General features: G+C 40.0%; 18 protein-coding genes and 3 tRNA genes. 14 read left to right on the top strand and 7 right to left on the bottom strand.

Going from position 1 to position 20,200, the window contains the following annotated elements; all coding sequences use genetic code 11:
* Window positions 1-823: 823 nt before the first annotated feature.
* On the bottom strand, window positions 824-1,426 hold the full coding sequence (gene smrA / locus H5114_RS10030) for a DNA endonuclease SmrA (protein ID WP_124014982.1): 603 nt from the start codon (window positions 1,424-1,426) through the stop codon (window positions 824-826).
* 146 nt (window positions 1,427-1,572) lie between these two features.
* On the opposite strand from smrA, the gene H5114_RS10025 reads away from it, so the two are divergent.
* The 3 genes from H5114_RS10025 (at window position 1,573) to H5114_RS10015 (ending at window position 4,700) form a co-directional block, all read left to right on the top strand.
* Window positions 1,573-2,133 (top strand): DUF4440 domain-containing protein, encoded by a 561-nt coding sequence (locus tag H5114_RS10025; protein ID WP_124014983.1) that lies wholly within the window; start codon window positions 1,573-1,575, stop codon window positions 2,131-2,133.
* 5 nt (window positions 2,134-2,138) lie between these two features.
* Complete coding sequence (locus H5114_RS10020) at window positions 2,139-2,630, top strand: YchJ family protein (protein ID WP_124014984.1); 492 nt, start codon at window positions 2,139-2,141, stop codon at window positions 2,628-2,630.
* Between the two features lie 354 nt (window positions 2,631-2,984).
* Window positions 2,985-4,700 carry a methyl-accepting chemotaxis protein gene (locus tag H5114_RS10015; RefSeq protein ID WP_182722827.1) on the top strand — a complete coding sequence of 572 codons (1,716 nt, stop codon included), beginning with the start codon at window positions 2,985-2,987 and terminating at the stop codon, window positions 4,698-4,700.
* 208 nt (window positions 4,701-4,908) lie between these two features.
* Here H5114_RS10015 and H5114_RS10010 read toward each other — a convergent pair whose 3' ends face one another.
* The 3 genes from H5114_RS10010 to H5114_RS10000 form a co-directional block, all read right to left on the bottom strand.
* Window positions 4,909-7,140, bottom strand: a complete 2,232-nt coding sequence (locus H5114_RS10010; RefSeq protein WP_124014986.1) for a bifunctional diguanylate cyclase/phosphodiesterase — start codon at window positions 7,138-7,140, stop codon at window positions 4,909-4,911.
* Between the two features lie 340 nt (window positions 7,141-7,480).
* Entirely contained in the window at window positions 7,481-7,768 is a 288-nt protein-coding gene (locus H5114_RS10005; protein ID WP_124014987.1) for a DUF406 family protein, read from the bottom strand.
* A gap of 128 nt (window positions 7,769-7,896) precedes the next feature.
* Window positions 7,897-8,394, bottom strand: a complete 498-nt coding sequence (locus H5114_RS10000) for a VC2046/SO_2500 family protein (RefSeq protein WP_124014988.1) — start codon at window positions 8,392-8,394, stop codon at window positions 7,897-7,899.
* Window positions 8,395-8,519: 125 nt separating this feature from the next.
* Here H5114_RS10000 and H5114_RS09995 point away from each other — a divergent pair.
* The 4 genes from H5114_RS09995 (at window position 8,520) to H5114_RS09980 (ending at window position 10,291) form a co-directional block, all read left to right on the top strand.
* A tRNA-Tyr gene (locus H5114_RS09995) sits at window positions 8,520-8,604 on the top strand.
* An 89-nt stretch (window positions 8,605-8,693) separates the two neighbouring features.
* Window positions 8,694-8,778 (top strand) — tRNA-Tyr (locus H5114_RS09990).
* A 29-nt stretch (window positions 8,779-8,807) separates the two neighbouring features.
* Window positions 8,808-8,892: transfer RNA gene (locus H5114_RS09985), tRNA-Tyr, on the top strand.
* 337 nt (window positions 8,893-9,229) lie between these two features.
* A complete protein-coding gene (locus H5114_RS09980; RefSeq protein WP_124014989.1) occupies window positions 9,230-10,291 on the top strand; it encodes a PLP-dependent cysteine synthase family protein in 1,062 nt (353 codons plus the stop codon).
* Between the two features lie 86 nt (window positions 10,292-10,377).
* Here the strand turns inward: H5114_RS09980 and queE are convergent, their stop codons facing one another.
* Window positions 10,378-11,046 carry a 7-carboxy-7-deazaguanine synthase QueE gene (queE, locus tag H5114_RS09975; protein WP_124014990.1) on the bottom strand — a complete coding sequence of 223 codons (669 nt, stop codon included), beginning with the start codon at window positions 11,044-11,046 and terminating at the stop codon, window positions 10,378-10,380.
* 210 nt (window positions 11,047-11,256) lie between these two features.
* Between queE and queC the strand changes: the two genes are divergently transcribed.
* Together queC and rrtA are read left to right on the top strand one after the other, a co-directional pair.
* Window positions 11,257-11,964: a 7-cyano-7-deazaguanine synthase QueC gene (gene queC, locus H5114_RS09970; protein ID WP_124014991.1), complete on the top strand. Its 708-nt coding sequence runs from the start codon at window positions 11,257-11,259 to the stop codon at window positions 11,962-11,964.
* A gap of 181 nt (window positions 11,965-12,145) precedes the next feature.
* Complete coding sequence (rrtA, locus tag H5114_RS09965) at window positions 12,146-12,775, top strand: rhombosortase (RefSeq protein ID WP_124014992.1); 630 nt, start codon at window positions 12,146-12,148, stop codon at window positions 12,773-12,775.
* Between the two features lie 116 nt (window positions 12,776-12,891).
* Here rrtA and H5114_RS09960 read toward each other — a convergent pair whose 3' ends face one another.
* Window positions 12,892-13,506: a hypothetical protein gene (locus tag H5114_RS09960; protein ID WP_124014993.1), complete on the bottom strand. Its 615-nt coding sequence runs from the start codon at window positions 13,504-13,506 to the stop codon at window positions 12,892-12,894.
* Between the two features lie 254 nt (window positions 13,507-13,760).
* Between H5114_RS09960 and H5114_RS09955 the strand changes: the two genes are divergently transcribed.
* From H5114_RS09955 to H5114_RS09945, 3 genes are all read left to right on the top strand, one after another.
* Window positions 13,761-14,444, top strand: a complete 684-nt coding sequence (locus tag H5114_RS09955; RefSeq protein ID WP_124014994.1) for a hemolysin III family protein — start codon at window positions 13,761-13,763, stop codon at window positions 14,442-14,444.
* 147 nt (window positions 14,445-14,591) lie between these two features.
* A complete protein-coding gene (locus tag H5114_RS09950; RefSeq protein WP_124014995.1) occupies window positions 14,592-14,936 on the top strand; it encodes an MGMT family protein in 345 nt (114 codons plus the stop codon).
* A gap of 229 nt (window positions 14,937-15,165) precedes the next feature.
* Entirely contained in the window at window positions 15,166-15,972 is an 807-nt protein-coding gene (locus tag H5114_RS09945; RefSeq protein ID WP_165870031.1) for a DUF3108 domain-containing protein, read from the top strand.
* Here H5114_RS09945 and H5114_RS09940 read toward each other — a convergent pair.
* Window positions 15,958-16,734 (bottom strand): class II glutamine amidotransferase, encoded by a 777-nt coding sequence (locus H5114_RS09940; protein ID WP_124014996.1) that lies wholly within the window; start codon window positions 16,732-16,734, stop codon window positions 15,958-15,960. The genes H5114_RS09945 and H5114_RS09940 overlap by 15 nt on opposite strands.
* A gap of 246 nt (window positions 16,735-16,980) precedes the next feature.
* Between H5114_RS09940 and fadE the strand changes: the two genes are divergently transcribed.
* Together fadE and H5114_RS09930 are read left to right on the top strand one after the other, a co-directional pair.
* Complete coding sequence (fadE, locus tag H5114_RS09935; RefSeq protein ID WP_124014997.1) at window positions 16,981-19,428, top strand: acyl-CoA dehydrogenase FadE; 2,448 nt, start codon at window positions 16,981-16,983, stop codon at window positions 19,426-19,428.
* 93 nt (window positions 19,429-19,521) lie between these two features.
* Window positions 19,522-19,953, top strand: a complete 432-nt coding sequence (locus H5114_RS09930) for a PaaI family thioesterase (RefSeq protein ID WP_124014998.1) — start codon at window positions 19,522-19,524, stop codon at window positions 19,951-19,953.
* Window positions 19,954-20,200: the final 247 nt, after the last annotated feature.

The raw sequence follows: 20,200 nt of genomic DNA, 5'->3' as shown, positions 1-20,200 counted from the left end.
AATGGATTTATTTTTAAAAAACGCCACCATAGACAGTGTTAATGAAGCCATTATTGCACTTTCTAATACCACTATGTACTGACAGATAATGGGCTTACTCTAAACGCTGCCCAATACGTCAAAGACATTGGCTTATGATGAAAACGATTAGAAATAACATTGCCTTAGGCCTGTGAGTTTATTGATTGCTCTATTGCACAGACAAGTATTCACCGATACCACTAAACCGTAGAAATAAAACCAAGATTGCTGGGATCTAGAAGAAAAGCATCGAGGAGTTAAAGAACCAACGGAGCAGTGTGAAGCAGAGATTAATTCCAACGCAGAGCCTATGTAACGCTTAGTCCATACATTGCCGTTATACAAACCTAGTGTGATATTGCCAATACTCTAGCCCAATTCATTACGTTAGTATTTATAGAAGTAAAGACGCTTGAGGCAAACACAAGTATGTGTTCAAAATCGCTGCCTGTTAACCTTGGCCTGAAGCATTCAGTGGTGACAGGTGAGATAACATGACTGCAAAAGCTTAACGATATGGCTTTGCTCCACTACAAATATAACTAGGTATGCAAAACGCACAAGCCAGCCAACAGCGCGACTGGTAATGCTGACTTGAGCGACTAAGAGTATGAGTATGAGTATGAGTATGAGTAAAAATATCGTCAAAATACAAATGTTAGCGCTAATTAGTGCTTAGTTGAAAAAGTTATTTGCCATCAAATTTTTTCAACCAAACAACATCGGCAGTTAAATTTTTGGCATTATTTTTTGCTTTTATAATATGACTGGCTTTTTCGATGCAACATACACCCGATAAAACCTACCTAAAACCACGACCCTTTCTATTCAGTTCACTATTTTCAATTCTTTTTTGCGGTGATTTTTTTAGCATGATAAATACCGCACCTACTCCACCACATTCTTTTGTGGCCGAATGATACGCGGTAACGGGTTCAATAAATCTTAGCCAATGGCATACCGCTGATTTCATTAACCCTGAATAAGGTTTACTTTTATAACCCTTGCCATGAATAACCAAAATATTACGTTCACCGCGTTCATAAGCACCTAGCACGCAACTAAGTAAACTTTCACGGGCCTGCGGGAGCCTATATTGATGTAAATCCAACACGGTATTGAATCGGTATTTACCAAGGCGCAGTTGGGTAAATACTTCATCTTGAATCCCATCCATTTTATAGCTCACTACATCATCGGGCTCAACCGCTGTAAATAAATAAGGATCGGTAGGCAATAACTGTAACAACTCATGTTGTTCCGCTGCTGCTCGCTTTGCCAATTGAGCATCTGTTACACTTAACGGATTAAGCCATCTTGGGTCTGTATGCGACTGATGTTCTTGCTTAAGAGGACTAACATCGGCCATTTCTTGTAAAAATAATTCGTCATCACTTAACGACATGTGCCACCTCCAACATACTTTGTAAAGATTCTATGCTTTAGCAAAGTGGATGATTAATTTATAGTTATCGTTACGGTATCGCTTGCCATTATTGATTTACACTAGATAAAAAAGAGAACCATTCCTTGAAAAGAATATTGTCCTTAATGAATACGCTCAGGTTATTGATATTGCTAACCGTTAGTGTGTGCCTAAGCACCATGAACGTTTATGCAACAGAATCTATACCCCATAAAACGTTGAATGCTAATTTTACAAAATTGACGCAGGCATTTGAACAATTAGATCTTGCCGCGATAGAACAAATATATACCGACGATGCTGTATATATCTCTGAAACACAAGACCGAGGTATCATTAGCGGTAAAGAAAATATTCTTAGCCTGTACAGCCACTTTTTTAACAAAATTAAACGAAAAAATGCCAAACTTGAAGTCGACTTCAGAGTACTGGTACGACACAACGAGCCCAATAGCGCAACTGATGTGGGTTATTATTTAGTGCGTTTTCATCCAGGAAAAGATTCAGGAGAACCTGTCAGTGAATTTGCTGGTAAATTTGTGACTGTTTTTAGTAAAGATAACAAACAGCAATGGAAAATTAGTGTTGATTCGAACACCCATGCTGCGCCCCATTTTTACTATGATGCCAAACCCGTCCCCAATCTTTATTACGGTCGCCAATTTATTACCGCTGCGAAAGAATAAACTCAATGAAACATAATGATTTAATAGACACTAACAGCACGTATTGCCCTTGTGGCAGCGCCGTCGACTATGCTCAATGTTGTCAGCCATTTCATCTAAATCAGGCTGTGGCTGACACAGCAGAGCGATTAATGCGCTCTCGTTATAGCGCCTTTGTGTTAAAGCAATTTCATTATTTAATTGTGACTCATCATGCGGATCATTTACAGGGATTAACCGAGAAGCAGCTGGCACAATTTAAAACGCAGTGGTTGGGATTAGAAGTGCTTTCTTCGACACAATGCGCTGAAAAAGGTGAAGTGATTTTTAAAGCATGGTTTATCGAAGATAAAAAGATCGATGCGATATATGAGCGTTCATCGTTTATCAAACAAGATGGCCATTGGTTTTATACTAGTGGAACACAAATGCACAATCGTTTACCCGGTCGAAATGATGCTTGTATTTGCCATAGCGGCAAAAAGTTTAAACAGTGCTGTGCCAAGCTCATGAGTTAAAACAGCAAAACCAATAATGCCGCTTAATTATCACTGTGCCATATCATCAGCTAAAAGTGCATAAATGCACTTTTTAGCTGATCAATAACCTGATCTATCTGTTCAAGATGTAACCAATATGGCAGAAATGACCTCGCCTTCATACTCAATAAATCTTATCTGATCACGCTTGTCTTTTCGTCATCAACTCAGTTTAAAAAGTCTAATTCTTATCGGTCAGGCAGCGTTGATTAGCTGTTGTTGATAATATGTTAGCTAGCTCTCATATATAAATTTAATTAATGTGTAATATTCGTTTTATTTACCTTATTTATATTGAGCACACTAGGTTGTGTCGAAAATAAAGGATATTTTATGACATCATTATCTGGCCAACAGCCTAGCCAAGATTCAAGCCAAGCTAAACCATCCAAGTTTACTGAAAAACTGCAATCAGTTAGTGCTCGCTTGACGTTGAGCATGTTAATCACTTTAGGCGCACTATTATTTTTAGCATATCAAGGTATATCAGGTATGCAACAAGCCACAAACTCAATTGATGACCTATACTCGCAGGGCATGCAACATACCATTCGAGCCGGCAAAGTCTTAGATGAGTTAGGCAATGCAAGAAGTGCCTTGTTGTTATCCTTGCAGCATGATCCCTCATCAGAATTTGCCAAACTCCATGATCACCCAACTGACATACACATTAATGATATTAATCAATCGTTGAAAATACTCCATGATATTATTGATAATGAAATTCTAAGCTCCAATTTAAATGCCGATGAAAGAGCCCAAGTTAACAGATTGGTTCATCAACTTGATGTCATCACAGATAACGGTTTTAATCGGGCATTGGTAGAATTAAATGCGGGCAGATTCAGACAAGCAAATATGATTCTATTAAAGGATATTAATCCTGTTTTCAAATCAGTCTCTGCAGAGGCCCAAGGCTTTCTGGATATACAAATTGCTGAAGCAAAAGCTAATTTTGAACAATCAGAGGAGAATATTAGTACGTTCCGGATAAAGGTAATCATAGCAGTGCTGTTGAGTATGATAATTATCACCTTTTTATCCTTAGTGATTATTAAACGCATCAAATTGGCATCACAGCATTTAGAAGATAGCGCGAATAAAATTTCCTTGGGTGATTTGACCCAACGGATCCATTTGACGGGGAACGATGAATTTACCCACATAGCTACTTACGTAAATCAGATTGTTTATAGTTTTCAAAGTATCGTTAAATCAATGCACCAATCTACATTCTTGTTGGCAAGCGCATCAGAAGAAAACTCGGCAGTTGCGGCGCAAACAAAACTAAATATTCTCGAACAGCAACAACAAACTCAGAGTATTGCTAGCGCTATCCATCAGTTTTCCGCAACGGTACATGATGTGGCCCAGAGTGCCAGTTCGGCTGCTCAAGCCTCTGAACATACAGATAATGCTGCGTCTAAAGGGCAACAGGTGGTTAAAGAGAGTATTGCCAGAATTGAACGCTTATCGATTGAAATGCAAGAGTCAGTCTCAGCAATGAAATCAGTGGCACAACATGCTGAAGATATTGGCAGTGTTGTCGACGTAATCCAAGCCATCTCTGAACAGACGAATTTATTAGCATTAAATGCGGCCATAGAAGCGGCTCGTGCTGGTGAGCAGGGTCGAGGATTCGCTGTGGTAGCGGATGAAGTTAGAACCTTGGCCAGTCGTACACAACAGTCTACCCAAGAAATACAGAAAACGATTCAAAACTTACAAAAAGCTAGCCGAGATGCGACTCAACGTTTAGTGCAAGGGGCTGAAAATGCACAACAAACGGCAACGGAAGCACAAAAAGCGGGTGATGCATTAGCTGAAATAACTGACAGTGTTGATCAAATTAATGCCATGAATACACAAATCGCCACAGCAGCGGAAGAACAAAGTTCGGTGACAGAAGAGATAAACCGCAACATTACGAGTATCAGTGACATTTCAAATCAAACCGCTGCCGGAGCGGAACAAAGCAGTGCCGCCAGTAATGAATTAGCTAAGTTAGCCGAAACGATGAAAGCAGAAATTGAAAAATTTAGACTTTAAGGCTTAACGACTCAGTTAAATAACAGGAAGTTAGATGCATGACTTCCTTTTTAATTCATGCAAATCGTTCACCGCTTTAGTTCAAACATCGCTTGGAACCACCCTAGTGTATAAGTAAAAAGACGCTCTCCAACTTACCTTAATGTGTTACTGAACTAGAAAATGTCTTAATGTCACATGAAAGATAAACACTAACAAAATCTCAAAACTAAGCGATAAATGATTCAGGTTGCATGTTAACTGTAGTCGCAGACTGGTGGTTATTAATAAATAAACCAAAATCATTCACCCGTATTGCAGGGCTATACAAAAATCCTTGGGCTTGATGACAACCGCTTAGGGTTAAAAAGGCTTCTTGCTCTGTCGTTTCCACCCCTTCAGCGGTTAATGAAATGTTCAGTGCTTTCGCCATAGCGATGATGGCACTGACAATCTCACGACTTTCGCGGCTGGAAGATATATCCATAATGAATGAGCGATCTATTTTTAATTTGGAAATAGGAAACTGTTTAAGGTATTTCATCGAACTGTAACCAGTACCAAAATCATCAATCGCTAAGCCAACACCTAATTCTGCCAACTCATGACATAAATTAATCGCATAGCGAATGTCACCCATGAGTTCAGTCTCAGTGATTTCAAGGATCAATGTATTGGGCTTAATTCGATAGCGGGTGATTAATAGCCATACGAGTTCATACAAATTGCCACTAAAAAATTGTCGCGCTGACACGTTGACATGCATGGTAATGTTAACGTTTTTATGTTGCCATAAATTTAATTGCTTACAGGCCGCCTCTAATACCCATTCACCAATTTGATTAATCATCCCGGTTTGTTCTGCTATTTCAATAAACGTGCCCGGATACAGCACCCCTTTTTTAGGATGATTCCAGCGAATTAATGCTTCAGCACCAATGTATTGATGATGCTGGAGATCCATCAAAGGTTGATAGTACAGCTCAAACTCACGGCCGCGAATCGCATGCTGCAAATCTCGCTCTATTTCCGCTTTAGTGGTAAATGTTTCAAGTAACGCTTCATTAAAAAATTGGTAATTATTATCGTTTTTCTTCTTGGCATATTGCAAAGTAATATCCGCACAGGATAACGGAGTAAATAAGCCCACAACAGACTTGATGTCTACCACGGCAATAGCGGGGTTAGGTTGTATTTTGGCTCTGGAGATCATTGATGGCGCCGCCAAATTCATATACAAACGGCTAATAATGGCTTCGACTTCGATTTCAGAAGTCACTGGAGGCAATAACACCGCAAACTCATCGCTACCGATCCTTGCGACATCAATCGCATTGGCAGACGTTGCAAAATGTTTTAATCGTCGTGCTATCTCAATCAGTAAAGCATCGCCATCTTCATGGCCATGAGTATCGTTAAAACGCTTGAAGCCCAATAAATCAATGAGGATTAATATGCCATCAGCAGCGCGATCAAGTATGGGGGTAAAATGACTACGATTGTGCAAACCGGTTAACGCACAATGCCAAGCCAAACGTTCTAATGCCACTTTATGTAAAAATGCTGCGGAATTATCATAACTGGAAACTAGCGCATAATGTTTACCTTGTTCGGTGACAAACGGCTTAATATGATACTTTAGCCAATATTCACTGCCATCGGTGCGTGTCAGTTTAAGTTCGCCTTCCACAACTTCACTAGCGCGTAATTTTTCGATGATATGATCAAGTAGTTTAGGAGCGTTTCTAAAAATATCGAGATTAGAAACGCTATGATGTTCAACGTTATTGCGAAGCAATCCAGTCATTTTTTGATGAGCACTATTCACATACTCAATAATACGACTATCGATATTGACCAGCATAACAACATGTTCTGATTGCTCTGTGGCATTGCGTAACAAATGAATTTGTTCATTACTGTCATAGGTATAACGTGTAGACAAGGCTAACGCCAGCTGATCTGCACATTGGATTGCAAGCTGAATGTCTAATTTACCCCATTGAATCTGTTGGCAACTTTCCACCGATAATACGCCCTCGATATGACCATTAATTCGGATGGCAATATCAATACTGGTAACAATATTGTGGTGTTGGTAGTAATCAGAAAAAGTGTCGACGAGGTTAATATGAGCATTGTCGGTAGATAATATGTAGCGATGACAACGTAATTCGTTGATGTACTGTGGATCAATGGTCATTTGTTTCAAATGGGAGGTATACACCAGCGTCTGGTCCACATCACTTGCAACCAATGCATGCTCAGAAATAAGGCGTTCATCAACCAGCAAGCCATCATTATTTTTATGTCGTAATGACCAAACAGACACAAATGATGCTTTAAAATAATCCCGCAGCAATTGACAAACCAGCTCTGCGGTTTTGGTGAAATCACCTTGTTGTTTTGCACTGGAATTTACAATTAATTCCAATAAGTGCTGGTGTTCTCTTCGACTCATTTACATCCCGAAAAAAATGGTTTCATTTCCTAAATCTATAACGTTTGTAACTCAAAATACCTATCATTATTGGTTTTGGTATTCAGAGTGTGAGTCAACATGTTACAGCAATACTTAGAGAGCAAAACTCGCGTTAAAGGCATCATAAAGTTACATTAGCAAAAGCTACTATGTCTTTAGTTAAGTAACGCAGATTACACGCGATACTTAAAAACAGCAATCCTTTGGTAATACATTGTTACGCTTTACTAGGATTAATATTACGCGAGGTATACTCGAATAAAAATCTTTAACAACAAACATATAACCAATATTTCTTTTCATTAAACTGCAGAAAGATCTACAGTTGATTTTCAAGTTGAAAAATCATTTTCTCTACACTAAAAGCGAAATCAAGCTTGAGTTCAATGGTATTATCGGCATCAATAATGACAGCTTTTGTATCAGCAAAACGTTGCTGAGCAATTTCCTGCATCGCTTGAGCTTGTGACAATGCATCGTCACCAGCAAAACTAAGCACTAATAATGTATCTTCTGCCTCAACTACGGCACCAATATCGACGTAACTTCCGCATTCTGTGCAACTATCGCTTACAAGGCCTTGCTGCTGTTTAATTTGTTTAATCATGACTTCACCCACTAGTTAATTTAACGGTCACTTATGAATATAACGTAGATCAAGCAGCCATTTATTTGCCATGCTCACAAATCCTAAAAGTATTCACTTAATCTAAACAAGATCACCGCATTACAGGCTTATGCTAGCTGAAGTGCTAACGTGTTTGATATCTTACGCTGCGTGCTGAGTTGATCTAAAAAATGCATGTCTTCTATGGGAGTATGTTGCTGGTAGGCATTAATCGCTTTATTTTTAGTGAGGTAATCACAGTTACTTAATACTTCGACCATAGCATCAGATTGCGACCCTCTAATGACCAGAGCTTCAGGTGTTAATGCTTGTTGCAGTTGAAACTGTCTGGCACCTTGTTGCTGAAATATCATCGCGTGATCAAAGGTGTCTGGATGGACAGAAATATCATCAACTAATAACTGCGGTTGCGGTACAGAAAATTTGTTGCGTAACTTTTGTGTGTTATCAGTGTCAGTTTCTAATTGAAACTGTGCCATATCACGAGCATCTACAGACAGCATAGCCAATAGCAAGCCAAATTCACCGCGACGATTATGCTCAATCGCGACGTTTAATCGGTTCCCTATTTGTAATTCATTGACTAATGTTGACTCAATTTGCATATAAAAACATCACAACTACTGCTCGATGCTATTTTATCGACCAAACAGTCATAAACTTTAGTAATTTATTCAACTTTACACTTTACATACAAAAGGTTTCTGACTACTATGGCGACCGCAATTGAGGAGGGGTTCCCGAGTGGCCAAAGGGATCAGACTGTAAATCTGACGGCTCAGCCTTCGAAGGTTCGAATCCTTCTCCCTCCACCATTTGCGTTGTTATAAAGTGTTTGTTGTGAAGCGTTAAAGTTGTAAAGCGTTAGAATGTAAAAAGAGAGTAAGAAAAAAAGAAAATATGTGGAGGGGTTCCCGAGTGGCCAAAGGGATCAGACTGTAAATCTGACGGCTCAGCCTTCGAAGGTTCGAATCCTTCTCCCTCCACCATCTTTCTTTTATTCATATTATCTTGCTGTGGAGGGGTTCCCGAGTGGCCAAAGGGATCAGACTGTAAATCTGACGGCTCAGCCTTCGAAGGTTCGAATCCTTCTCCCTCCACCATTTTACATTTTGTTTTATCAATTTATATCGTGATACTAGCTAAATATCTGTCCACAATTCCTCGTTATCAAGCATCGATTTTTTCAATTCCTACACGACAAGTTTTACCCCCTAACGGTACTATTTTTTGCTTAATCTTTTCTGCTGCTGTTAATTGCCTATTTAGCCGGTCAACATTATTGATGCCATTATTTACGGTATTTTGTCTTTATCTGCTCTATTTCATCCTTTACTGCCATTATTGAACAATAAATACCTATATAGGTCGATAAACACTACTCTTAACTTTGTATTTTAGTTATTATTTATTCCTTTTTGGAATAACGAGTATTATTGCATGTCATCATCTTGGGTCAATCAGGCCATTGCAAAAATAGAAGCCGATTATCAACGTTCTGCTGATACACATCTAATCAAATTAGACTTGCCACAACTTGATGGAATAGACATTTATCTAAAAGATGAAAGTACACATCCTACCGGCAGCTTAAAGCACCGTTTGGCTCGATCATTATTTTTATATGCCCTTTGTAATGGCTGGATAAAAAAAGATACCCCAATCATTGAGTCATCCTCTGGCAGCACTGCCGTTTCAGAAGCCTATTTCGCTCGATTACTCGGTTTACCTTTTATTGCGGTAATGCCTAAAAACACCGCTAAAAAGAAAATTGAACAAATTGAATTTTATGGGGCTAAATGTCACTTTGTTGATAATGGCAGTCAGATGTATGCAGAATCAGAAAGATTGGCTGCTGAGTTAACAGGTCACTACATGGACCAATTCACTTATGCTGAACGTGCAACAGATTGGCGGGGTAACAACAATATTGCTGATTCTATTTTTAACCAAATGGAACGCGAACCACATCCAATCCCAAGTTGGATTGTGATGAGTCCAGGAACTGGCGGCACTAGTGCCACTATTGGTCGCTATATTCGCTATCAACAACAAAAAACCCAACTGTGCGTCGTTGACCCAGAAAACTCAGTCTTTTATGATTATTTTCACAGTGGTGATGCCACGATAGTGAGTGATAAATACAGTAAAATTGAAGGTATTGGCCGACCTCGGGTTGAACCATCGTTTATTGCAGGGGTGGTTGATAGCATGATTAAAATCCCCGATGCTGCGTCAATCGCAACCATTCAATGGCTAGAACAATTAATTGGTCGTAAAACGGGCGCGTCCACTGGCACAAACTTGTATGGGGCGTTATTGCTGGCAACACAGATGCGACATGCAGGCCAAACAGGTTCAATTGTGACGTTAATTTGTGATGCTGGTGAACGTTATCTCGATACCTACTACAACCCCGAGTGGATCGAAAATAATATCGGTTGTTTTCAGCACTATCGCGAGAAACTGTCTGCCTTTAATGTTTGTGGTTTAATCAGTTAACTAAACATTAAAAAAAGCCGTTGGATCTGGATTCAACGGCTTTCATTATTGGCTCAGCATCAAGGGGAAACGTTGCTAAATACACATTAGTCGATATTCAAATATTTGTGAGTTTGAATCGACAAACGCCAATTACGCGCAATACACACTTTCATTGCAAGATCGGTTGCCCGCGCCTTTTGACTAATAGGTTGTAAACAAATCGTTTTGGCACTGATATCTATGTGTTGTAACAGCTCATCTAATTCTTCAATATGCCGTTCTGTCGCAATAGGATGTTTAATTTCGTTAGCACGATTTAAGGCTTGATCAAGTACCTTGTAGCCACCTTTCATATTAATTTTAGGTGATACCGTCACCCACACATCAGGATGACATTTCACTTCAAACGTACCACTGGTCTCAATCTGGATCTGATAACCCGCCTCAACAAAATCGTTAGTTAATTCCGTTAGGTCATACAAACACGGCTCACCACCAGTTAACACGATATGTTTTGCGGTAAAACCTTTGTCCCGAAATGCTTGCAGTAATGTGTGACCATTATGATCAGCCCAACGTCCTATGGTGCCATCGACCTGAATCACTTGCTCTGCGGTCACGTTATTCTCAGGTAACACATCCCACGTTTGCTTGGTATCGCACCATGAACACCCAACAGGGCAACCCTGCAAGCGAACGAACAGCGCAGGAACACCAGTATATGTGCCCTCGCCTTGTATGGTTTCAAATACTTCGTTAACGGGATATTTCATTGTTTACCTTACTTGTAGTGACCAGCAGTAACCGGCTGACGAATTACGGGCCGGCATTTATAGAGTATTTTGCCATTAGCTGCAAGTATTTACCGCTATGGCTTTGCAGTTGAGCCTGCCTTAGGTAAAATATCCATTCTATTTACCTGAACCACTGGGCGTTGATCACCCCGATCTTGCAAGTCAGTTCAGTACGTTAAGAGTATATCCATGTCAGATACAAAGCTAAACACACCGACTAAAGCCCTTGTTGTTTTCAGTGGTGGTCAAGATTCAACCACTTGTCTTATCCAAGCATTATCACAGTACGATGAAGTACATGGGATCACCTTTGATTATGGCCAACGTCATAGACAAGAAATAGAAGTGGCAAAATCATTGGCAATTGAGTTGAAATTAGCCAGTCATAAAGTCATGGATACTAGCTTATTAAACGAATTAGCTATTTCGGCGCTAACGCGTGATGCAATTCCGGTTTCACATGAATTGATGAACAATGGTTTACCAAATACTTTTGTTCCTGGCCGTAACATTTTATTTTTAACCTTAGCAGGAATTTACGCGTATCAATTGGGCTGTAATGACATTATTACTGGCGTATGTGAAACCGATTTTTCTGGTTATCCAGATTGCCGCAATGAGTTTGTGCAATCTATGCAACATTCATTAGCATTAGGCATGGATAAACCCCTGAAAATTATTACACCTTTAATGTGGCTCAATAAAGCAGAAACATGGGCATTGGCAGACAAATATCACCAATTGGCTTTAGTGCAACATCAAACCTTAACTTGCTATAACGGAATTGTAGGCAAAGGATGTGGCGATTGCCCTGCTTGTGTACTTCGTCAACGTGGTTTAGATGATTATTTACAAAACAGTCAAGTCGTGATGGACTCGTTAAACAGTAAGCTATAAGCCTATTATTGATATTTAGCCAGTAGTGTAAAGTTAACCATCTGATTTTTATTTCTTTAAGATTGCTTAATCAATATGAAAACACACTATTAGCCTAGTGAAGTCTTTTTAGTCTACAGTTAATTCCGTGTTGAGCTAAATCGGCTTAATTAGCCGTGAACAGAAGTATATAGAGGATATTTTGCTAAAACATAATTCAAACACAATTGGTCTGTATCATTTTCTTGTGGTGATCAGTCTTATTTGTATTGCTCTGTTTGCAGCAGATATTCCCTCTCCTGCATTTTTACCTATTGATCAGTATTTTAGCTATCAGTATGACTTAATTGCCAGTGGTCAGGTTTGGCGCTTAGTCACTGGAAACCTGTTGCATACCAATTTATGGCATTTGCTAATGAATTTAGCTGGATTTTGGGTAATTGTTTTTTTACATGAAGTGCATTACAAAAATCATTCAGGCAAGTTGTTGCTACTGTTTTTAAGCTTATGTTTATTTGAAGGCATAGGTTTATACCTGTTCTACCCTACCTTAAAGGCCTATGTGGGTCTAAGTGGCGTATTGCACGGATTATTTGTATTTGGTGCTGTGATGGATATACGTAAAGGCTACAAGTCGGGATACTTACTCGTGATAGGAGTCATGTTAAAAGTCGGTTATGAGCAAGTATTTGGTGCCAGTGACAGCGTGACTCAATTAATCAATGCACGGGTTGCCACTGAATCACATCTTGTTGGCCTTTTAAGCGGTCTATTGTGCGTGTTGTGTTGGTCGATAATGGATAATCGCTTAAGACATCATAATGAGGCATAAACTTGTGTCTGTCTTACTGCAATAATCTCACTAACAATAATCTCACTAACAATAGCCTCGCAGACAATCGTTTCACTATCAGACATTAATGATAAACAATGAGTACACTAAGGTACTCATTGTGTCGTTATTGGCTCAACTTCTGATACGGGCGTAACCTCGGATTGATCCATTTCTGCAGCTATCCCAGCATTGGGTTGTGTCACCTGGCTCGCGGCATTGGCTTGTGCTCGCTCAACTAATTTATCGTATTCTGCTTGGGTAATAAGATAACTTTTTAAGGCGGGTAACGATTTTGTCGCCGGTTCAGTCACGGGAATATCTGACATTCCACTAATATCAACTCGTCCAAATAACACCACTAATGTAATCACAAGCAGGTGGACAAATACCACGAGTAAAGCAAGATAAGGACTCCTACTCACAACAGCCAAAGCCCGTTGCAAGGCATTAGCATTTGGCTCATCAGGCTGTAACAAAGGTTCGTTGCGATTGACTGAACTTGTTACACCCGTTAACTGCAGTTGAATATCATCAGCGACTTGCTGGCGATGCTGTTGTAACTCATGTTCATCCACAACATCATCTTCTGACTCTACAAAAGGTGTCACGTTTTTGTCAAAATCAATACTAACAGCATCTGCTTGCGGTAATGATTTATTTCCCCAACGCGAGTGGTGGCGAGTTGATGCTGAAATACTCGAATGGGATTGTTGGTTATTTTTAAACATAAAGTCTAATCTGCCAATAATGATTGCCTAAGTATAACGTCAACCGCCTTATTGAATAGCACCTTATTTATGCGGTTAACCCCTCAATGAGATTAATAAAGCTTAACCCAATAAAGCGTAAAAAGACGATCTACGCCATGATGTATGAGACTTAAATTTCAGCTTACACGTGTTCACCTAAATATAGCTATTTAATATTAGGGCTGATAAACTCAATTTGCTCAAAATCCTTTTAGCGTTATTCACAGGATATTATGAATTCACTATCAAACATCTCGACATCAGAGCAAACATCTACCGTTTCTTCTGGCTCAGATTACGGCCATAGGGAAGAACAAGCCAATGCATTATCGCATGCGCTTGGCGTGATAGCAGGTATTGTTGGGTTAATTCTGATGCTTATAAAAGCTCCAGATCATTTAACCTTGCTACAAATCACAGGTGTAACGATTTATGGGGTCAGTATTATTGCGTTATTTTTAGCATCGACCTTGTATCACTCAAGTAAAAGCGCGCTGTGGCGAAAACGCTTTAAAATGGCTGATCATTGCGCCATTTATGCGCTCATAGCAGGCACCTACACTCCAATGATGCTGATTAGCCTTCAAAGTTCTCAGGCCACGATTATCCTTGTGGCTATTTGGACATTAGCTCTAGGAGGAATTATATTTAAAACCTTGTTCATTGGCCGATTTAAAGCTTTTAGTGTGCTGCTGTATTTATCCATGGGGTGGTTATGTGTCACTATAATAAGCGACTTAAACACTAAAATGAGTGATTTAGGCTTGGGCTTATTATTCGCAGGCGGCTTATTTTATAGTTTAGGCGTGGTATTTTATGTAGGTAAACGTATCCCATATAATCATGCTATATGGCACTTATTTGTTCTTGGCGGTGCGATTAGTCACTTTTTGTGTATCTACTTAACCGTACTGTAAAAGTGAGCTAAGGTAATCGCCAACTAAAATACACTACAATCGTAATCAGCTTGATTACGATTGTACTTTTGAAAATGTTTTATTATCCTTGCCTAATATTCAACATCTAATCACTATTGTATCTATAGTGGGTTTATTTGGGATCTAATGTCTACCCTATCTTCAATTGAGCGCATTTGGTTTATTGTTAACCTTATCCCAAAAGGCAATGTGTTACCTTATGGCGTTGTTGCTGACTTTGCAGGATTACCAGGCAGAGCACGTTACGTTTCTAGGGCGTTAAAATTAGCACCACAGAATCTAACCTTACCTTGGCATCGAGTGATTAATAGCCAGGGTAAAATCTCGTTTGCTAACAACACTGATGCTTTTCAAACTCAACAACAATTATTAAGATTAGATGGAATAGAAGTGAACGCAGGCAAGATTTCATTGTCTCAATATCAATGGAAACCTGATATCGCCACCCTAGTAATGACTTTACCCTTTTAATATCAAGCTATTAACTATTATCAAAATTGAAGGTAACAATACTTTGGTCAATAAATTAACTCGCTTATCCACGTTAATCTTGTGTATTAGCCCGGTGATCCACGCACACGCAACTGACAATCAACAACCTATTGCTGATAGCGAAACCACGCCTAGATTACATCAGTCAGAAACCGCCGTCATAACAGAAAAATTTGAACAAGTTAATCCAGCTGCGGCATTAAGTGACATGGAACAAGCAGCCATTTTATCACCCTTAACAGCCCATACTGCTAGCTATAAGGTGTTTTATGGTAGCTTCGAGTTAGGTGTAGCAAATTATCGCTTACCTGCAACCGATAGCGGTTTTTACAGCTATCATTTCGACAGCGATGTCAGCTTATTAATGCTATCTGATCAACGCCACCTTAAAAGCGAATTTACCCTAGAAAACGGTAAATTAGTGCCATTTCGATACATACAAGAACGCACTGGTACTGGTAGTGATTACACTGAACAAACCGCCTTTGTCAAAGGGCAACAATTTATTCACACCATCTACAAGCAAGAAGCATTAAAGCTGCCATACCAAGAGAAAGTATTTGACCCTTTGATGGTGCAATTACAATTTAGAATGGATTTAGCGGCCAATATTCGACCACTAGATTATAAAATGGTGAAAGAAAAAGAAATTGACGACTATCAATTTCGAGTCTTAGGTAAAGAAAAAGTCACGATAGAAAGCGGTACTTACGATACCGTAAAAGTTGAAGTTGTCCGCGACAGTACTAAAAGACAAACCTTTTTCTGGATGGCACCGACTTTAGCGTATCTGCCAGTGAGGTTAAGCCATTTCTCAAAAGGCAGTAAACAACTGGATATTCAGCTAGCAAACTACCAATTTGAGCAACCTCTACCACCTATGACACCGACACTCATTGATGGCCCTAACAAGCAAAGTTCAACAGCGGTAGATGAACTGCATACAGACCCTGAAACTAGTGCTCAAATCACAGAGTCAGAATTAGATGAAATAAAGCAATTAGCGGAGGATTAACTCACCTTTTCTAAATAACTTCCACTCACCTGGCTGTAACACAACCCAATTTTCGTTATTGGTCAGTGGCCTAGTTGCAATAACGGTTACCACGTCGTTTGGCGTGGTTTCTTGACTAAAATCAATGACCACATCGGTATCAATTAAAGTTGCCTTTCCAAACGGTGCACGGCGCGTGATATGGCATAAGTTGTTGGTACAATATGTCATCAAATCAATGCCATTACTCAACAACATATTAAACACGCCTAACTGTCTTATTTCATCAGCAAGTTGACTGATATAATCAAACACATCATCGAGATTATCAGGCTCATGCTCACCAAACTTATTGACCACAGATTCTAAAATCCAGCAAAAAGCTAATTCACTGTCTGTATCACCTACAGGTTGAAATCGAGAAACGATGAATCTTGAGTGGTAATCGGTCAATTGGCCATTGTGGGCATAAGTCCAATAACGGCCCCATAACTCACGACTAAAAGGATGGGTATTGACTAAGGATACGCAGCCTCGATTCGCTTGGCGAATATGACTAATGACAATTTCACTTTTAATTGGATATGACTTTATCAGCTGTGCAATATGTGATTGACTACTAGGACAAGCGTCTTTAAATGTGCGGTTTCCTTTACCTTCATAAAAGGTAATTCCCCAGCCATCAACATGAGGACCCGTTACTCCACCACGCTCAGCTAAGCCTGTAAAACTAAAAACAATATCCGTTGGCACATTCGCGCTCATCGCCAGTAATTCACACATTAGCCTTGCCTTTTCTGTTGCTATATTGAGCTAAACACTTTTCATAAGCGTATTGTATCGAGTAAGCCAATTGAGTGGAATATTTCTGACACACAAATATTTAAACAATTGTTTGAAAAAGGCTTGTAATCGAGGCGGCATAAGGTTAACTTTTATGTGACACAGGTCCGACCACGATCATTCCTGTGAATGAGATCAACAATAAATAAGCTATTTTGCCTACATATAGCTTTAAGGAGAAGTACAGTGACCACCCTACTTTGGATCATCGCGATGATCTTTGTGCTCGGCGCTATGGCATACTTAAGAGTATCGCTATTATCAACCACGATTGCTGCGGCAATTGTGTTAGTCGTCGGTAGCACCTTGGACATTATTGGTGTAATTACATGGATTGTATTCCTTGTTATTGCGCTGCCACTCAATATTAAATCATTCAGACAAAACTTTATCAGTCGTCCGCTGCTAAAAGTGTATCGCGGTATCATGCCTGAAATGTCTTCTACAGAGAAAGAAGCCATTGAAGCAGGTACAACGTGGTGGGAAGCTGATTTATTTGCCGGTAACCCTAACTGGAGCAAATTACACAACTATCCTAAAGCACGTTTAACTGCCGATGAACAAGCATTCCTAGATGGTCCTGTTGAAGAAGTCTGTAAAATGACAAATCAACATCAGGTATCACATCAATTAGGCGATTTGCCTCCAGAAATCTGGCAATTCTTAAAAGATCATGGCTTCTTCGCGATGATCATCAAGAAGAAATTTGGTGGTCTTGAATATTCAGCTTATGCCCAGTCATGCGTATTACAAAAGCTTGCTGGCGTCAGCAGTGAATTAGCCTCTACTGTTGGTGTTCCTAACTCATTAGGCCCTGGCGAGCTTTTACAGCACTATGGTACCAAAGAGCAGCAAGATCACTATTTACCTCGTTTAGCTAAAGGTATAGACGTGCCATGTTTTGCACTGACTAGCCCTGAAGCAGGCAGTGATGCTGGCTCAATTCCAGACTTTGGTGTGGTGTGTAAAGGTGAATTCCAAGGCGAAGAAGTGCTTGGTATGAAGCTAACATGGAACAAACGTTATATTACGTTAGCACCAGTCGCGACTGTATTAGGCCTGGCCTTTAAACTACGCGACCCTGAGCACCTACTAGGCGATAAAGAAGAATTAGGCATTACTTGTGCCCTTATTCCAACTGACATTCCAGGTGTTGAAACCGGTCGTCGTCACTTCCCATTGAACTGTATGTTCCAAAATGGTCCTACACGCGGTAACGAAGTGTTTGTACCATTAAGCTTCATTATTGGTGGCCCAGAAATGGCCGGCCAAGGTTGGAGAATGTTGGTTGAGTGTCTGTCTGTTGGTCGTGGTATTACCTTACCTTCAAACTCAGCCGGTGGCGTTAAAACTGCCGCTGTTGCTACAGGTGCTTATGCACGTATTCGTCGCCAATTTAAATTACCTATCGGTAAATTAGAAGGTATCGAAGAGCCAATGGCCCGTATCGGCGGTAACGCATATTTAATGGATGCCGTTGCAACCTTAACCACAACTGCCATCGATTTAGGTGAAAAACCTTCAGTTATCTCTGCCATCGTTAAGTATCACTTAACCGACAGAATGCAGAAATGTATTATTGATGCAATGGACATTCATGGTGGTAAAGGCGTCTGTCTTGGCCCAAATAACTATTTAGGTCGTGGCTATCAAGCTGCTCCAATCGCCATTACTGTTGAAGGTGCAAACATTCTAACGCGTTCAATGATTATTTATGGACAAGGTGCTATCCGCTGTCATCCATATGTATTGGCCGAAATGGAATCAGCGTTTGATACTGATGCAAACCGTGGCTTAGCTAACTTTGATTCAGCTATCTTTGGTCATATTGGTTTTGCAACGTCGAACTTTATTCGTAGTTTCTGGATGGGTGTTACCTCATCTTACTTCACCAATAGCCCTTACTCAGATAAAACAAAACGTTATTATCAACAGATGAACCGTTTCAGTGCAAACTTAGCGCTATTATCTGATTTGGCCATGGCGACACTGGGTGGCAACCTAAAGCGCAAAGAACGTATTTCTGCCCGCTTAGGTGACTTACTGAGCCAATTGTATCTCACTTCTGCCACGCTTAAGCGTTATGAAGACGATGGCCGTTTAACTGAAGATTTACCTTTAGTGCAATGGGCTGTTGAAGATTCATTATACAAGTTACAAGATTCATTAGATGACTTGCTTAACAACTTCCCAATGGGTTTAGGCATTGCACTGCGTGCGGTAATCTTCCCATTCGGTCGCCCAATTAAGCGTCCTAGTGATGTGTTAGATCATAAAGTGGCTAAGATCATGCAAACGCCTTGTGCGAGTCGTGACCGTTTAGGTAAAGGCCAGTTCTGGACTGCTTCTGAGTTCAATCCAGTCGGTATCCAAGAACAAACGTTCAAAGATATCCTAGCTGCAGAACCACTCTATGACAAAGTCTGTAAAGCTGCTGGTAAACGTCTACCATTTATGTGGTTAGATAAAGTTGCTGCAGAAGGTAAAGCGCTTGGTGTGTTAAGCGACAGCGAAATCGCTTTACTTGAACGAGCTGAAATTGGACGTTTGAAATCAATTAACGTTGATGACTTCGATACCAATGAGCTTCAAGCACAACTTGCACCAAAAGCTAAGCAAGAGAAAGCAGCTTAGCTGCTAGGTTTAAAACCTAAAAATAAAAAGGGTAAAGCGTAAGCTTTACCCTTTTTTATAGTAATAAATTATTCAGATAACTAAAGGACTAAGATGAAACACCTTACTGGATTACAATTGATGCAAGCCATGCTTAATGGCGACATCCCTGCCCCTTCAATCACCCAAACTATGCCAATGAACGCGATTGCGGTAAGCGAAGGCAGTGTCACCTTTGAAGCTTTCGCTGATGAGCGCCATCTCAACCCAATGGGCGGCGTGCATGGGGGTTTTGCTGCAACGGTTCTTGATTCAGCTACAGCATGTGCTGTGCACTCTGCATTACCCGCAGGTGTCGGTTATTCAACCATAGATTTAAATATTAAAATGGTCCGCCCTGTGCCTCAAAAGCAACGCTTATTGGCTAAAGGTAGCGTAATGAACTTGTCTACATCTCTGGGCATTGCAGAAGCAACCTTAACCACCGAAGACGGTAAACTATTGGCCACAGCCACCGCAAGCTGCCTTATTCTTCGTGGCAAATAGTCAATATTTGACCGCGTTAGGATGAACAGATTGTTAAATTCAAAATATTACTTCACTTGGGTTTAATCTATAGCCGCGCGGATATTCATGCTGGCAAGGTGTACTGAACTGTTCACGCCAGCCAATGTAACCTAATACAATAAGCCCTCAAATTAGTATGAAAACGCTTTTCAAACTGCAGCTTGCACTGCCAATCACATTAAATTAACTTACAATAGACTAGATTGTTCTGAGATGAGTAAACAAA

The sequence above is a fragment of the Shewanella sp. SR43-8 genome (assembly GCF_014163775.1).
GTDB lineage: Bacteria > Pseudomonadota > Gammaproteobacteria > Enterobacterales > Shewanellaceae > Shewanella > Shewanella vesiculosa.
Note: the sequence above shows the minus strand (reverse complement) of the source record. Positions and strands in the feature narration are given on the sequence as shown.

Coding starts and splice junctions, on each gene's coding strand:
- H5114_RS10005 (WP_124014987.1), bottom strand. CDS start 7,768: ATGATTAAACAAATTAAACAGCAGCAAGGCCTTGTAAGCGATAGTTGC.
- H5114_RS10020 (WP_124014984.1), top strand. CDS start 2,139: ATGAAACATAATGATTTAATAGACACTAACAGCACGTATTGCCCTTGT.
- H5114_RS09940 (WP_124014996.1), bottom strand. CDS start 16,734: ATGTGTGAATTACTGGCGATGAGCGCGAATGTGCCAACGGATATTGTT.
- H5114_RS10000 (WP_124014988.1), bottom strand. CDS start 8,394: ATGCAAATTGAGTCAACATTAGTCAATGAATTACAAATAGGGAACCGA.
- H5114_RS09955 (WP_124014994.1), top strand. CDS start 13,761: ATGAATTCACTATCAAACATCTCGACATCAGAGCAAACATCTACCGTT.
- H5114_RS09980 (WP_124014989.1), top strand. CDS start 9,230: ATGTCATCATCTTGGGTCAATCAGGCCATTGCAAAAATAGAAGCCGAT.
- H5114_RS09930 (WP_124014998.1), top strand. CDS start 19,522: ATGAAACACCTTACTGGATTACAATTGATGCAAGCCATGCTTAATGGC.
- H5114_RS09960 (WP_124014993.1), bottom strand. CDS start 13,506: ATGTTTAAAAATAACCAACAATCCCATTCGAGTATTTCAGCATCAACT.
- H5114_RS09945 (WP_165870031.1), top strand. CDS start 15,166: ATGGAACAAGCAGCCATTTTATCACCCTTAACAGCCCATACTGCTAGC.
- H5114_RS09950 (WP_124014995.1), top strand. CDS start 14,592: ATGTCTACCCTATCTTCAATTGAGCGCATTTGGTTTATTGTTAACCTT.
- queC (WP_124014991.1), top strand. CDS start 11,257: ATGTCAGATACAAAGCTAAACACACCGACTAAAGCCCTTGTTGTTTTC.
- smrA (WP_124014982.1), bottom strand. CDS start 1,426: ATGTCGTTAAGTGATGACGAATTATTTTTACAAGAAATGGCCGATGTT.
- H5114_RS10015 (WP_182722827.1), top strand. CDS start 2,985: ATGACATCATTATCTGGCCAACAGCCTAGCCAAGATTCAAGCCAAGCT.
- queE (WP_124014990.1), bottom strand. CDS start 11,046: ATGAAATATCCCGTTAACGAAGTATTTGAAACCATACAAGGCGAGGGC.
- H5114_RS10025 (WP_124014983.1), top strand. CDS start 1,573: ATGAATACGCTCAGGTTATTGATATTGCTAACCGTTAGTGTGTGCCTA.
- H5114_RS10010 (WP_124014986.1), bottom strand. CDS start 7,140: ATGAGTCGAAGAGAACACCAGCACTTATTGGAATTAATTGTAAATTCC.